Raw genomic sequence first — 14438 nt, forward strand, 5'->3', positions numbered from 1 at the left:
GGGACCGGACCCGGGGCCGCCAAGAAGCCTCGGAGGGGGCGGCCTCAGCCCGTGAAGACCTCGACGAGCGACCAGATCGCGAGCGCGGCCATGCACAGGCCGCCGATCCGCTGCACGGTCTTGAGCGGGACGCGCTTGGCGATGAAACGGCCGGCGACGAGCGCGAGGGCCGACACGGTCATCAGGGCGGCGGCGGAGCCGATCGCCGTCGACCAGGTGCCGTTGGTGGCGGCCAGGTTGGCGGTGGTGATCTGCGTCAGGTCGCCCCACTCGCTGATGAACACCGCCATGAACGCGGTGGAGTAGACGGGCCAGAAACCGGTCGCGGTCTTGCCGCCGGTGTCGTCCTCCGCGTCGTCGTCCCCGCCCCGCAGCAGCATGAACGCGCCGAAGCCGAACATCAGGGCAGAGACGAGTTTGACGCTCCAGCCGGGCAGCAGCCCGAGCAGGCTGCCCGCGCCCACGGCGATGGCGACATGCACGATGAACGCGGTCGAGGTGCCGAACCACACGTACAGCGGACGCATGCGCGTGCCCATGGCGAGGGACGCGAACATCGTCTTGTCGGGAAGCTCGGCGAGGAAGATCAGCCCGAAGGCGGTGACGATCGCCAAGGGGTCGAGGTGCATACCGGGAGCTCTCTGCTCGGACCGGGCCCGGGATCTCCACAGTGCCTCGGTGGGCGACGGGAGGACCACTCGGCCCGGCATGACGAACCACGCCCACAGGTGCGGACGCGGCGATGATGCCTGGCCGAAGGTCTCGCCCGTCCGTGCACGCGCACGGACCCGGTCACCGGGAACCCGGAGGCTCCAGTGTGTCGACGACCGGTTCGCAGGGCTACTCCCCTTCGCTGCCGACCAGTGTAACGGATCAGCCGACCAGCTTCGTAGACGCTGTCTACTTCCCTGTAGGGAAAGGGTAGGCACTGTCTACGAAGATCGGCTACACAGGACCTCATGACTTCTCCCCTCCGCGAGAACGCCTCCGACACGGGGCTCCGCGACCGGCTCGTGCGGACCGGTGTCGAGCTCGTCGACGCCGAAGGCGTCCAAGCCCTCTCGCTGCGCGAGATCGCCCGCCGGGCCGGCGTCTCCCACGGCGCGCCCCGCCGCCACTTCCCGACCCATCTCGACCTGCTCTCGGCGATCGCCCGGGAGGGATTCCGCGAGTTGGGCGAACGCGTGGCGCGAGCGGAGGCCGGGACGGGGGCGGCGGCGGGGGTGCAAGACGCCCGGGCGCGCATCGAGGTCCTCGCCCGCGTCTACCTCGACTTCGCGCGGACCCGCGGCGGGATGTACGAGCTGATGTTCCGCCACGACCTGCTGGAGAGCGGCCGGCTCGGACTCCGCGACACGAGCCTGCCGCTCTTCGCGCACTTCGGCGCCCTGGTGGCCGAGGCCCGCCCGGACGCCGATCCCGCCGTCGCCGCCGGTGCGCTCTGGGCCAATCTGCACGGCATCGCCCAACTGTGGCGCTGGGGCAGCCTGCGCCTGGCGACCGGTGCGGACGACGTGGAGCCGCTGCTCGCCGCGGCGCTCCTCGCGCACCTCGGCCCGGCGGGGGACGCCCGGTGACCACCACGACCAGCACGGCCACCACGGCCGCCGGCCGGCACCGCGCCCTCGCCCTCACCTGCAGCGTCGTCGGCGCCGCCGTCGTCGCCCTCGACGGAACCGTGCTGACCATCGCCCAGCCCGCCCTCCAACGCGACCTGCACGCCGACCTGGGGCAGGTGCAGTGGACCAGCACCGGCTACCTCGTGGCCGTCGCCAGCCTGCTGGTCTTCGCGGGCCGACTCGGCGACCGGTACGGGCACCGCCGGGTCTTCGCGCTCGGCTGCCTCGGCTTCGCGGGCGCCTCCGCCGGGATCGCCGCCGCGCCCGGAATCGGCTGGGTGATCGCCCTGCGAGTGGCCCAGGGAGCCGCCGGCGCCCTGCTCCAGCCCGCCACGCTCGGCATGCTGCGCGGCGCCTTTCCGCCCGACCGCCTCGGCATGCCCGTCGCCCTGCGCACCAGCGCCATCGCCCTGGCCGCGGCCGCGGGGCCCCTGGTCGGCGGCGCGCTGGTGGGGGCGTACGGCTGGCGCGCGGTGTTCCTGCTCGGCGTGGCCCCGACGACGGCCCTCGCCCTGCTGTGCCTGGCGGTGCCGGAGGCGCGGCGGTCCACGCCCGTCCCGGCGGGTGCGGTGCCGGCCGGGGCCGCGACCGTCGGGGGATCGCGGTCCACCGCGGGCCCCGCCCGGGCCGGCGACCTTCTCTCCGGCCCCGCCCCCCACGCCCGCCCGAGCACCGGCCCCGGCCCCGGCCTTCGTGCCGGCCTCCCTCCCGCCCTCACCGCCCTGGACCTCCCCGGCGCCTGCCTCCTGGGGCTCGCCCTCGCCGGGCTCGTCCACGGGCTCGTCACCGGCGCCCCCTTCGCCTTCGTGGTCGCCGCGGGCGCCACCGGGCTCCTCGTACGGCACGAACGGCGGGCTCCCTACCCCCTGTTGCCGCCCGGCATGATGCGGCCCGGGCCCGTGACGGCCGGGCTGGGGGCGCTGCTCGCCGTGTCCGCGGCCCTCTCGGGCACGCTGTTCGTGGCCACCTACCTCCTCCAGGACACCCTCGGCCTCGACCCGCTGGACACCGGTCTGCGGATGCTGCCGCTCGCCCTGGTGATGGTGGCGGCGGCGCCGCTCAGCGCCCTCGTCCAGCGGCGCCTGGGCGCGCGGGCCACGGCCGTCGCGGGGGCCGTCCTCACCGCCGCCGGCGTGCTCCTGCTGGGGCAGCCGAGCGTGACCGCCTCCGGTCCGGCGACCGGTGGGTGCGCCGCGCTGATCGGTGCCGGTTTCGGGGCCGTCATGGTCACCGCGACCTCCGTCGTCGTCCACCGGGCGCCGCGGGAGCACGCCGGAGTCGCGGGCGGGCTCCAGCAGACCGCGATGAACACGGGCCCGGTCCTCGGAGTCGCCCTCGCCACGCTGCTCCTCGCCTCCGGCACCGCACTGCCCGCACTCGCGGCCGTCGCCGCGCTCGCCGTGCCGGCCGCGCTCGGCCTGCCGGGTGCCCGGCCCCGTACGCCCCGGCGCGCAGACACGCCACCGGCGCCGTAACGCCCGGCCCGGCCCCCGCACGCTACGTACCATCGGGCAATGCCCACAGCTCGTCACCGTCTCCCTCCGCCCAAGGGGGCGCGTGCGCAGGTCACCATCGGCCTCGTGCTGCCGCTGCTGGCCCTCGCGCTCGTGGTGGTCGCCGATCTCGTGAGTTCGCAGGGGCAGCACTTCGACCGGCTGCTCGTCGTCGGGCCCGCGCTCGCCGCCGTCACCTGGAACACGCGCGGCACGATCGCCATCGGGATCCTCGGGATGGCGCTGCGCCTCGTGCTGGCCGTGGCGCAGGGGGATCCCGCACAGGACATCATCGCGGCGGAGGCCGTCCTGGCGGCCGTCACCGCCGCCGCCGTCTGGGTCAGCAGGGTCCGGGCCCGCTACGAGCAGGACATGCGCGAGGTGATGGCCGTCGCCGAGGTCGTCCAGCGGGTGGTGCTGCGCCCGCTGGCGCCACGGCTCGGCCGGGTCGAACTGCACCTGCTGTACGTCGCGGCCGCCGCCAAGGCCCGGATCGGAGGCGACTTCTACGAGGCCGTACGGGTCCCCGGCGGCGTCCGCGTCATGCTCGGCGACGTCCAGGGCAAGGGCCTCGGCGCCGTGGAGAGCGCCTCCGTGCTGCTCGGCGCCTACCGTGCCGCCGTCACCGACGCGCCCGACCTCCCGGCACTCGCCGACCGCCTCGAAGAGGGCCTGGCCCGCTACGGCGCCTGGGACCCCGACTCCGACGCCGCCGAGCGCTTCGCCACCGTCCTGCTGCTCGAACTCCCCGACGACGAGGACGTCGTCCGGCTGCTCAGCTGCGGCCACCCCGCCCCGCTCCTCCAGCACGCCGGGCGGGTGCGGACCGTCGAGCTCACGGACCCGTCGCTGCCCGTCAACCTGGCCGGCCTGTACGCCTCCCGGCACCGGGTGGAGGAGGTGCCGTTCGGCGCCGGGGACCGACTGCTGCTGTTCACCGACGGGGTGAGCGAGACCCGGGACCGGGCGGGCGTCTTCTATCCCTTGGAGGAACGGCTCGGCGGCTGGACCGACGAGCCCGGCGACCGGGTCCTCCCGCTGCTCCACGACGACCTCGCCGCCTACGGCGCGGACGGCCTCGACGACGACGTGGCCGCGCTGCTCCTCGTACGCCTGCCGGAACCGGCCGCCGCGACCGGCGCGCCCGCCGTCGCGGCTCTGCGGTAGCGGGCCGGGGCCGTTTCAAACGTGGGAATTCGGGCGGCCGGTGTCGCCGGTGCCCCGGTTGGGTGTCTCAAGCGCCCTTCATGCGCTCTCTGGTGGCTCTGTCCGCAATGGACCAGGCTTGCTGGCCGTGCGTCATCCGTCCGCAATGCGGACACCCGGCGTACGGAACCACCGGACCAGACGAGAGGAACGGGTGCACGTGCCCGAAGACACCACGGACAACACCTTCAGCTCGCTCGTCACCGAGGCCGTCACGGATGCCGACCTCGCCCATGTGGCCGCCAACGGCCTGTGGGCCGCCGACGGGACCGTCGACCCCGACGCCGTACGGATCGGCCAGACCCTGGCCGCCGCCATGGAGCCCGGCGGCAGCACGGACCTGCTCACCCACGAGCTCGCCGAACTCGTCGGCCAGGTGCGGGGGATCGCCCTCCCGCACCTCACCGCGATCGAGGCCGACGACGGCATCCGGCTCTCCGCGTTCACGCTCCGGCAGCTCGCCCCCGGGCCGCACCCCCTGGTCGTCCTCCCGGCCGGCTGGTCGCCCTTCGGCTGGGCGCCCTTCATGTACGCGTACCTCACCCTCGCGATGAAGGGCTACCACGTCATCGCGTACACGCCCCGCGGCCTCGGTCTCCCGGGCCTGCCCTCCACCTCTCAGGGGTTCGTCGACGTCGCCGGGCCGAACGACTGGGCGGACGGCTCGGCCGTCATCGACTACGCCGTCGACCACTTCGGCCCCACCGCCATCGGCTTCCTGGGCGAGTCGTACGGCTCCGGCATCAGCCAGCTCGTCGCCGCACACGACGACCGGGTCCAGGCGGTCGTCGCGCTCAGCACCTGGGGCGACCTCGCCACCGCCCTCTACGACAACGGCGTGCGCCACGTCGCGGCCGTCAACGCCCTGCTGAAGCTGACCGGCGGCTCGCCGGAGGACAAGTTCGACGACCGCAACCGGGCGATCCTGGAGGACTTCCTGGCCGGGCGGAACATGGACGCCGTGGTGGCGTGGGGCCGCCTGCGCGCGCCCCGGTCGTATGTCGCGCAGACCGAGGAGCACGGCACGCCGACGTTCTACAGCAACACCTGGCACGAGGGCCTGTTCGCCGCCAACCAGGTCGTGGAGACGTTCGACGTGCTCCGGGTGCCCAAGCGGCTCAACATGTGGATCGGCGACCACGCCGCCCCCGAGGGAGCGGGTCTCATCGCCCCGCCGGCCAAGCCCGGCGACGTCAACATCCCCCTGCAGGAGGCGTACGCCTGGCTCGACCACCACCTCAAGGGCGAGCGCAAAGGGGTGGAGGACTGGCCCGCGATCGTCAACCAGGTGATGTTCACGTACCGGACGGTCCCCGTGCGCGACCCGGAGACCGGGCAGCCCACCGGCGTCCACGAGATCGTCCAACCGGCGCTGCGCGAGAGCCGCGCGGAGTGGGGCGACGTGACCACCGGCACCGAACTGCTCGCCCTGACGCCCGGCGGCGGGGGCGGGGCCGACGGCGGGCTCGTCCCGGCCGGCGTCGCGGGCCCGGTGGGCTGGGAGCGTTCCTTCGTCGCCGGCGTCGACACCGTGGCCACCGCGATGGACCGGATCATGGAGACCGGCAAGAAGGAGTGGGCCGGCAGTCCGAAGGTCTACGACACCCGCAAGGTCGACCGCACCCACGCCCTGGTGTGGGTCTCGGAGCCGCTGTCCGGTGCCCCTGCCGGCGGCGGGGCGGCGGCACGGCGCATCCGGGGCATCCCGCGGCTGCGGCTGACCGTCCGTTCCACGGCCCCGTCGGCGAGTCTCTTCGCCTATCTCTTCGACGTCGCCGAGGACGAGACGGCCCGGATCATCACCCATGAGCCGCTCAACGTCGACGGCCTGACGCCGGGCCGGGAGCGGCGCGTCGACTGGCGGCTGCAGGCCGCCGCCTACGACCTCCCGGACGGGCACCGGCTGATGCTGGTGATCGACAGCAAGGACCCGCTGTACGCGGACGTGTCGGTGGTGTGGACGGGGACGGTCGTCTCCTCGGCCGAGGACGCGCCGGCGCTGCTCGAACTCCCGCTGGGCTGAGCGCGGCGGAGGAGCCGCGCGCGCTGCCCGACCCCTCCGCCGGAGGTTCGGGGGTCAGACGCGGCCGTGGAAGTCGTAGCCGGCGTCGTCGATGGTCTCGGAGATCAGCGCGTCGTCCGGCTCGGCGCCGGTGTTGACGGTGACCAGGCCGGTGGAGATCTCCACGTGCACGGTGTCGACGCCGTCCAGGCCGCGCAGGGCCTCCGAGACGATCGCCTTGCAGTGACCGCTGTTGACGCCGGAGACCTTGTAGGTGGTGGAGTAGGCGGACATGGAAACCTCCTGAGCGTGGCGCGATACCCCGTGGGGGTATTCCGTGATCCTTTGTACCCCCGGGGGGTATACCGCGCAAGGAGGAGTTCCGGCCGACCGGGTCCGGCCACGCGGCCGGACCCGGTCGAAGGCGTCAGGCCAGCGGGGCGAGACCCAGGTGTTCCCGCAGCGTCGTCCCGGTGTACGCGGTGCGGTACACGCCGCGCTCCTGGAGCTCCGGCACCAGCAGCTCCACGATGTCGTCCAGGCCGTCCGGGATCAGGTACGGCGAGATGTTGAACCCGTCCACGGCGCCGTGCCGCACCCAGTGGGCGAACCGGTCGGCGAGTCCGGACGGCGTGCCGACGTGCCCGCGCTGCGGACCCAGCTCGATCACCGTCTCCCGCAGCGACCAGCCGTTGGCCTCCGCCTTCTCCCGCCACCGGGCGACCACGCCCCGCGGGTCGGCGATCCGCGCCGAGCCGAACGCGCCGGTGTTCTCCACGACCACCGGGTCCTCGGCGGGCAGCGGCCCGTCCGCGTCGCGCTCCGACAGGTCGAGGTTCCACAGGCGGCTCGCGACGGCCAGGGCGGTCGCCGGGGTGACCTGTTCGAGGCGCACCCAGCGGGCCTTCTCCTCCGCCTCCTTCTCGGTCGCCCCGATGATGATCTCCGTGCCCGGCAGGATGCGCAGCGCGTCCTCGGGACGCCCGGCCGCGCGCAGTCGGCCGCGGACGTCCTCGGCGAAGCCGAGCGCGTCGTCGAAGTCCGTGCCGTGCGCGGAGAAGATGACGTCCGCGTTGCGGGCCGCGAAGTCCCGGCCGTCGGGGGAGTCGCCGGCCTGGAAGATCACCGGGTGCCCCTGGCGGCTGCGCGGCAGCGCCGGCACCAGGTCGACGTCGAACTGCGCCCCCGCCGTGCTGACCCGCCCGATGGTGCCCGGCACGGACCAGGTGCGGGCGTCGACGGACTCGCTCACCGCGCCGTCCGCCCAGCCGTCCCAGATCGCGCGGGCGACGGTGAGGAACTCCTCGGCGCGGCGGTAGCGGTCGGCGTGGTCGAGGAAGCCGCCACGGCGGAAGTTGGCGCCGGTCCAGGCGTTGTCCGTGGTCACGACGTTCCAACCGGCCCGGCCCTGCGAGAGCAGGTCGAGACCGGCCAGCCGGTGCGCGAGGTCGCCCGGTTCGTTGAAGGTCGTGTTCGAGGTGGAGACCAGACCGATCCGGTGGGTGACGGCCGCGAGCGCGGAGAGCTGCGCGAGGGAGTCGGGACGCCCGGCGACGTCCAGGTCGTGGATGTGCCCGTCGGTCTCGCGCAGCCGCAGTCCGTCGCCGAGGAAGAAGGCGTCGAACAGGCCGCGTTCGGCGGTCTGGGCGACCTTGCGGAAGGAGGCCGGGTCGATCTGGGAGCCGCTCGCCGGGTCGGACCAGATGGTCCAGTGGTTGACGCCCTGGAAGAAGACGCCGAAGTGCAGCTGGGCGTCGGGGCGGGGGACGTCGTACGGGTCGGTGCCGGTCATCGGTTCCCCTCCCGGGTGGTGGCGGCGGTGGCGGTCGCGTAACGGCTCTCGGGGCGGGGGAGCCCGAGGGTGGTGCGCAGGGTGGTGCCCGGCAGGGGCCGCGCGGCGACCCGGCGTACGAACAGGTCGGGCAGGACCAGCCGGGAGAGCACGGCCAGGTCCTCGTCGAGCACCAGCGGGTGCAGCCGCACGCCGTCGACGAGGGTGCTCAGCTCCTCCAGGAGATCGGCGAGTCCCGCCGCGGAGCCGGTGTACCGCAGCCGGCCCGGTGGGCGGCCCGTGGACTCGTCCCAGGGGGCGAACCGGTCGAGGTCGGCGATCCGTTCGGCGGCCGTCTCGCCGGGGGTGTCCAGGGCGACCTCGATCTCGGCGAAGGCGAGCGGCGCACCGGAGGCGGCCGCCGCGGAGCCCAGCTGCGCGGGCGAGGAGCCCTCGACGAGCGCCACGTCGACGAGACCGGCGGGGACGAGGCCGGCGGGCGCGAGGACGACCGGGCGGCCCTGCGGCGGGCGGGGCACGATCGCCGGGCCCTTCACGCTGTACGTCTCGCCCTCGAAGTCGATGTAGTGCAGCCGCTCGCGGTCGAGGTAGCGGCTCGTGGCGACGGACCGGATGACCGCGTCGTCCTCCCAGGAGTCCCACAGGTCCCCCACCACCTGCAGGCCGTCCAGGGCCTCGCGGCGCAGCGCCGACTCGCCCTCGACGCGGGGCCGCCCCCAGGCGCGGGCCGCCTCCGGGCTCCCCTCCAGACCGAGCACCCAGCCGGCCCGGCCCACCGATACGTGGTCGAGCGAGGCGAGCCGGGTGGAGACGTGGAACGGCTCGGCGTAGGTCGTCGCCAGGACGGGCGCCACGCCGATCACGCTGGTCGACGCGGCGATGAACGCGGCCCGCTCGACCGCCCCGATCCGTCCCGCGGGCCCGCCGACGGCGGCGGACGCGGGCGGCAGGACGGAGTCGTCGAGGGTGACCAGGGTGAACCCGGCGTTCTCGGCGACGGCCGCGACCTTGGCGATCCGGCGGGGCGTGAGCAGCTCGCCGGGCGCGTGCGCGGCACGGCGCCACGCGGCGGGATGGGCACCGTCACCGTCGATCTCGACGGCCAGGTGCAGGGCGGGGTGAGGCATGGAGGTCCTTCCGGAAGACACGGCGGAACGCGGCGGCGCGCGGGACCTCTCCACGACGAAGGGTCGTGGCAGGACACGGCAGGGCACGCGGCGGCCCGAGGCCGCGCGCGGGCGCGGCGACGGGGTGGGATTCAGCGCTGTGCGGAAGGACAGATGGCGGAGGCGGTGCGGCAGAAGTCGACGTGCCGCCGGCAGCTCAGCAGGGCGCCCGCCCACACGTCACCACGCGCGCGGCGCGGCGCGGCGATCGGTGCGTGCACGGGAGCCTCCAGGGTCCGGAACGGGAGGCCTCAGCTTAGGCAGGCACGCTTCCGGACTGTCAAGGTGCTTCTGCCTGGTGGACACGGCCAACTCGTCCGCGGCCAGCGGCCCGTGGCGGGCGGCGGGACGGGGCCGGGGCCCGGCGGAGGGACACCCGTGTCCAGGCAGGCAAGCCGGCAGGCAGGCAGGCCGACCGGCAAGCAGGCAGGAAGGCAAGCAGGCAGGCGGGTCGGCTCAGGCTCGGTACGGCGTGTTGGCCGCCGCCCAGTCGGCGAGGGCGCGGGCGCAGTCGGCGACCGACTCGCGCCAGCTGCGGGCCGCACCCTCGCCCGCCTCGTCGCTGACGTGCTTGACCAGGCGGACCGGTACGCCGGCGAGGGCGGCGGCGGTCGCCAGGGCGTAGCCCTCCATGTCCACCAGGGCGGCACGGGCCGCGAGCCGGGCGCGCGCGGCCTCATCGGAGATGAAGGCGTCGCCGGTGGCGAGGACCACGTCGCCGCCGGCGGGCAGGGTCAGCGGAGCCCCGTACGTCTCGCCGGTGAGGGTGGCGAGCAGCTCGCCGTCCAGGTCGTGCTGGATCACCGTGCCGACGACGTGGGTGCCGGTCCAGCCGGGGCGCAGCGCGCCCGCCGTGCCCAGGTTGACGACCTCGGAGGGACGCGGTCCGCGGGCCAGCACCGTCGAGAGCGCCGTCGCGGCGTTGACCTTGCCCATGCCCGTGAGCAGGACGGGCAGGTCCGTGTCGAGGTGCTGCGCCTCCTCCTTGACCGCGAGGACGAACAGGGGGCGGTCGGCCGTGATCTCACCGATGAGTTCCATGCGGCTCACGCTACCCGGTGCGGCGGACGGAGAGACGCTCGATGCCGGTCAGACCGGGAGCAGCCGGCCGATGAGCTCCCCGAGCTGGCGGGCGTTGCGACAGGGGCGCATGTCGACGAGCTCGGCGTAGGCGAGGGCGACCGAGTCGCCCGTCGACCACAGGGAGGGCTGCTCCGGGTTGAGCCAGTACACCCGGCGGGCCCGCTCGGCGATCAGCCTGAGCGCGGGGAGCCGCGGGTCGCTGTTGTTGGTGCGGGCGTCGCCGAGCACGAACACGACGGTACGGGGGCCCACCGCGTCCAGGTACCGCTCGGTGAACTCGTCGAGCGCCGTCCCGTAGTCGCTCTGCCCGTGCCAGCCGGTGAGCGTCGCCTCCGCGAGGATCCGCTCGCCCAGACCGGCCGGATCCGCCCGGCCCCGGGCCACCAGGTCCGTCACCTCGTCGGTGCGGTTGACGAAGGCGAAGACGCGGACCCGGCTGAACTGGTCGTGCAGCGCCTGCACCAGCAGCATCGTGAAGTGCGCGAAACCGGCCACGGAGCCGGAGACGTCGCACAGCAGCACCAGCTCGGGACGCCCGGGCCGCCGCTGCCGCAGCACCGGGCGCATCGGCACGCCTCCGGTCGACAGCGAGCGGCGCAGGGTCCGGCGCAGGTCGATCTCGCCGCGCGCGGCCCGGCGCCGGCGGGCCGCGAGCCGGGTGGCGAGGCGGCGGGCCAGCGGCCGTACCGTACGCCGCAGCTCGTCGAGCTGGTCCCGCCCGGCGAGCAGGAAGTCGACGCGGTCGGGCGTCGTGCCGACCGCCCGGCGGGCCACCTGGTCGCGGCCCCGGCGCTCGGCCACCCGGCGGCGCGCCTCGGTGCGCACACGGGCGCGGAAGGCCTCGATGCGCCGGCGGATCTCGTCGTCGGTCAGCCGGTCCGCGAACGCGGGCGCACCGTCGCCGCCCTCCCGCAGCGCGGCCCTGACCCGGGCGAGCAGCGTCTCGGGCCGCAGCCGCGACAGCGTCTGGTACGAGGACCAGCCGTCGGACCCCGGCGAGGAGCCGTATCCGCCGAGCTGTCCCACCGCCTCACCGGCCAGTCGGTTCAGTGCCGCGCCGTCGTCCGCGGCCAGCGCGGCCACGAGCCGCTCGCGCAGCAGCTCGCGCAGCCGGGCGGCATCGGCGGGGCGATCGCCGGCCGGGGCGCCGTCCTCCGCGCCCGATGCCGTGGGCGGGCCGTCGACCAGCGGGAAGTACACGTCGAAGACCCGGTCGAACACCGGGCGCCGGTCCTCGCCGTGCAGGAGCGTCGCGGCCAGCGCCGCCCGCATCCGCTCCCGGTCCTCGAACCCGACCGCTTCGAGCGCGAGGCCCGCGTCGACGGTCTCGCCCGTGCCGATCCCGAAGCCGTGCTCGCGCAGCGCCCGCACCAGGTCGGTGACCCGGTCGGCGACGGTCACAGCGCGTCCAGGTCGAGCTTGGCGGCGGCCTTCAGGATGTCCTCCTGGTGCTTGAGGATCACGCCCAGGCTGCCGCGGACGACCTCCTCGGAGAGGGTGTCCGCGCCGAGCGCGAGCAGGGTGCGGGCCCAGTCGACGGTCTCCGCCACGGAGGGCGCCTTGCGCAGGTCCATCGCGCGCAGCGCGCCCACCACCCGCACCACCGAGGCCGTGAGGGCCTCGTCGATGCCGGGCACCTTGTTGCGCACGATGCGGCGCTCCAACTCCTCCTCGGGGAAGCCGATGTGGAGGAAGAGGCAGCGCCGGCGGAGCGCCTCGGAGAGCTCGCGGCTCGCGTTGGAGGTGAGGACGACGAAGGGGCGGCGGGTGGCGGAGACGGTGCCGAGCTCGGGCACGGTGACCTGGAAGTCGCTCAGCACCTCCAGGAGCAGCCCCTCCACTTCGACGTCGGCCTTGTCGGTCTCGTCGACGAGCAGGACCGTCGGCTCCTCGGAGCGGATCGCGGTGAGCAGCGGGCGGGGGAGCAGGAACTCCTCTCCGAAGATGTCGGTGCGGGTCTCGTCCCAGCTCTCGCCGCGGCCCGCGGTGATCCGCAGCAGCTGCTTGGCGTGGTTCCACTCGTACAGGGCGCGGGACTCGTCGACGCCCTCGTAGCACTGGAGCCGCACCAGTCGCGCGCCGGCCACCTCGGCGACGGCCTTGGCGAGCTCGGTCTTGCCGACGCCGGCGGGTCCTTCGACGAGCAGCGGCTTGCCGAGCCGGTCGGCGAGGAAGACCGTGGTGGCGACGGCGGGCGAGGCCAGATAACCGGTGGCGGCGAGCCGCTCGGCGACCTCGTCGACGGAGTGGAAGTACCCGGTCGTCATTGCTGTTCCCCCGAGGTGCAAGGTGAGTTACCGGCGAGTAGTCGCAGCGTACCGGCCGCGGCCCGGGAGGTCGACGGGTCAGGAGCCGCCCAGGGCCTCACGGACGGTGACCCGTCGCTGGTCCGGGGGTGCCGCGCGCGCCGGCGGCGGGCCGCTGATGGAATGGGGTCGAGGGGATCGGCGGTGGAGGTGTGGTGGCGGAGCGAGCAGGGGAGCGGGCCGTGCCCGCGGAGGAGTACGAGGCCGTGCTCGCCCGGCTCGACGCGCTGGAACACGCGGCGGCCGAGATCGGCACCGCGCTCGACGAACGGACCGTCTGCGCCGAGCTGGCCGCCTTCCTCGCCCGGTGGACGGCCGACGCGGCCCTCGTCGAGCTGGCGATGCCGGACGGCGCCCCGCCCCTGCGGGCCGCGGCAGGCGAGACCGCGCTCCTGGACGACTCGGCCGCCCCCGCGGTGCTCGTGCTCCCGATGCCGGCGCGGGACGGACGGGAGCTGGGCCGGGTGCGGGTGGCCAGGACCGGCCGCGCCTTCACCGCGCACGAGAGCGCGGTGGTCGCCCACGCCGTTCGGCTCGCCGCGGTCCACCTCGGCCACGCCCGCCGGCTCGCGGCCACCGAGGCCACCGCCCTGCACCTGCAGCGCGCCCTGGTCGCCGAGCCCGGCCGGCCCCACCCCAATCTGGAGATCGCCGGACGCTACCTCCCCGCGGGTGCCCGCACCCTCGTCGGCGGCGACTGGTTCGAGACGGTCCGGCTGCACTTCGGGCGCAGCCTGCTCGTGGTCGGCGACGTCATGGGGCACGGTCTGGACGCCGCCGTCGACATGAACGCCTACCGCGGCGCCCTGCGCGAGGTGGCCGCCACCGATCTGCCCCCGCACCGGGTGCTGCGCCAGCTGGACGCCGTCGTGGCCGAGGACGAGGGCCGCCGCCCCGCGACCTGCCTGCTGATCCAGGTCGACCCGGCCCGCTCCACCGCGACCTTCGCCAGCGCGGGCCATCTGCCGCCGGTCGTCTTCGCCGCCGACGGCACCGCCGAACTGGTGGACCTCCCCGTGGGCCCGCCGCTGGGCACCGGCCTCGGCGGCTACGAGCCGGCCGTGCGCACGGTCACCCCCGCCGACACCCTGCTGATGTTCACCGACGGCCTGGTCGAACGGCGCGGCGAGGACATCGACCACTCCCTGGCCCGCCTCGCCGCACTGCGGCTGCCACCCGGGTCGGGGCCCGAGGCGGCCGTCGACGAGGTGCTCCGGCGGCTCGACGCCCACACCGCCGAGGACGACGTCGCGGTGCTCGCCGCCCGGGTCCGCGAACGCCCCGCGCCCTGAACCGAGTCGGCTGTTTCACGCCTCGGCGGGATTCTTTCGCCAGGACGCTTGTGCACGTTCCCGGGGAGCGGCACGCTCCTCGTATGAACACAGCCAGGCACGCCAGTGAACGCCTGATGAGCTGGCCCTCGCTGATCGCCGACCCCGCGCCCTGTGGCGGCGGGCTCGGACTGCGCACCGCCACGCAGGAGATCGTGCACTTCCACGGCGAACACGAGGCCGACGTCCACCTCACCCGTGCCATGATCGCCCGGCTGCGCCCGGCCCTCCTCGGGTCGAGCGCGCTACGGCTGCGGGCCGGGTCCGGCTGGGTGACGGTCCGTCTGGACATGGGCTCGGACATCGACCTGCTGGCGACCCTGGTGAGCGCCGCCCTCCAGGCCACCGGCGCCCCCTATCCGGCCCACGACCCGGCCCCGGACCACTGCACCCGTACCCGCACCCGCTGCTGACGACCCGTCCCGGCGGGCGGGCCCGGC

General features: G+C 74.7%; 14 protein-coding genes. 6 read left to right on the forward strand and 8 right to left on the reverse strand.

What is annotated here, in order from left to right; translation table 11 throughout:
• Window positions 1-44 precede the first annotated feature (44 nt).
• Window positions 45-629 carry a TMEM165/GDT1 family protein gene (locus ACH414_RS03310; protein WP_398940692.1) on the reverse strand — a complete coding sequence of 195 codons (585 nt, stop codon included), beginning with the start codon at window positions 627-629 and terminating at the stop codon, window positions 45-47.
• Window positions 630-959: 330 nt separating this feature from the next.
• On the opposite strand from ACH414_RS03310, the gene ACH414_RS03315 reads away from it, so the two are divergent.
• The 4 genes from ACH414_RS03315 to ACH414_RS03330 all read left to right on the forward strand — a co-directional run bounded on the left by ACH414_RS03315 (window position 960) and on the right by ACH414_RS03330 (window position 6341).
• The gene (locus ACH414_RS03315; protein WP_382534972.1) at window positions 960-1577 is read left to right on the forward strand and encodes a TetR/AcrR family transcriptional regulator; all 618 of its coding nucleotides are present in this window, start codon (window positions 960-962) and stop codon (window positions 1575-1577) included.
• A complete protein-coding gene (locus ACH414_RS03320) occupies window positions 1574-3094 on the forward strand; it encodes an MFS transporter (protein WP_398940693.1) in 1521 nt (506 codons plus the stop codon). The genes ACH414_RS03315 and ACH414_RS03320 overlap by 4 nt, the downstream gene beginning before the upstream one ends.
• Before the next feature lie 39 nt (window positions 3095-3133).
• Window positions 3134-4279 carry a PP2C family protein-serine/threonine phosphatase gene (locus ACH414_RS03325; RefSeq protein WP_382534976.1) on the forward strand — a complete coding sequence of 382 codons (1146 nt, stop codon included), beginning with the start codon at window positions 3134-3136 and terminating at the stop codon, window positions 4277-4279.
• 199 nt (window positions 4280-4478) lie between these two features.
• A complete protein-coding gene (locus ACH414_RS03330) occupies window positions 4479-6341 on the forward strand; it encodes an alpha/beta fold hydrolase (protein ID WP_398940694.1) in 1863 nt (620 codons plus the stop codon).
• A gap of 54 nt (window positions 6342-6395) precedes the next feature.
• On the opposite strand, the gene ACH414_RS03335 is transcribed toward ACH414_RS03330, so the two are convergent.
• From ACH414_RS03335 to ACH414_RS03365, 7 genes are all read right to left on the reverse strand, one after another.
• Window positions 6396-6614 (reverse strand): heavy-metal-associated domain-containing protein, encoded by a 219-nt coding sequence (locus tag ACH414_RS03335; RefSeq protein WP_382534980.1) that lies wholly within the window; start codon window positions 6612-6614, stop codon window positions 6396-6398.
• Between the two features lie 133 nt (window positions 6615-6747).
• Window positions 6748-8112, reverse strand: a complete 1365-nt coding sequence (locus ACH414_RS03340) for an NtaA/DmoA family FMN-dependent monooxygenase (protein ID WP_382534982.1) — start codon at window positions 8110-8112, stop codon at window positions 6748-6750.
• Complete coding sequence (locus ACH414_RS03345; protein WP_398940695.1) at window positions 8109-9239, reverse strand: LLM class flavin-dependent oxidoreductase; 1131 nt, start codon at window positions 9237-9239, stop codon at window positions 8109-8111. Before ACH414_RS03345 ends, ACH414_RS03340 begins: the two co-directional genes overlap by 4 nt.
• Window positions 9240-9370: 131 nt before the next feature.
• Window positions 9371-9499: a hypothetical protein gene (locus tag ACH414_RS03350; RefSeq protein WP_382534986.1), complete on the reverse strand. Its 129-nt coding sequence runs from the start codon at window positions 9497-9499 to the stop codon at window positions 9371-9373.
• Window positions 9500-9734: 235 nt separating this feature from the next.
• Window positions 9735-10319 carry a nucleosidase gene (locus ACH414_RS03355; RefSeq protein WP_391768279.1) on the reverse strand — a complete coding sequence of 195 codons (585 nt, stop codon included), beginning with the start codon at window positions 10317-10319 and terminating at the stop codon, window positions 9735-9737.
• A gap of 48 nt (window positions 10320-10367) precedes the next feature.
• Window positions 10368-11762 carry a VWA domain-containing protein gene (locus ACH414_RS03360; protein WP_398940696.1) on the reverse strand — a complete coding sequence of 465 codons (1395 nt, stop codon included), beginning with the start codon at window positions 11760-11762 and terminating at the stop codon, window positions 10368-10370.
• On the reverse strand, window positions 11759-12628 hold the full coding sequence (locus tag ACH414_RS03365) for an AAA family ATPase (RefSeq protein WP_382534992.1): 870 nt from the start codon (window positions 12626-12628) through the stop codon (window positions 11759-11761). Before ACH414_RS03365 ends, ACH414_RS03360 begins: the two co-directional genes overlap by 4 nt.
• Before the next feature lie 194 nt (window positions 12629-12822).
• On the opposite strand from ACH414_RS03365, the gene ACH414_RS03370 reads away from it, so the two are divergent.
• Together ACH414_RS03370 and ACH414_RS03375 are read left to right on the forward strand one after the other, a co-directional pair.
• Complete coding sequence (locus tag ACH414_RS03370; RefSeq protein ID WP_398940697.1) at window positions 12823-13959, forward strand: PP2C family protein-serine/threonine phosphatase; 1137 nt, start codon at window positions 12823-12825, stop codon at window positions 13957-13959.
• 83 nt (window positions 13960-14042) lie between these two features.
• Complete coding sequence (locus ACH414_RS03375) at window positions 14043-14411, forward strand: luciferase family protein (RefSeq protein WP_382534996.1); 369 nt, start codon at window positions 14043-14045, stop codon at window positions 14409-14411.
• Window positions 14412-14438: the final 27 nt, after the last annotated feature.

Source organism: Streptomyces sp. NPDC020422, from assembly GCF_044386705.1.
Lineage (GTDB): Bacteria > Actinomycetota > Actinomycetes > Streptomycetales > Streptomycetaceae > Streptomyces.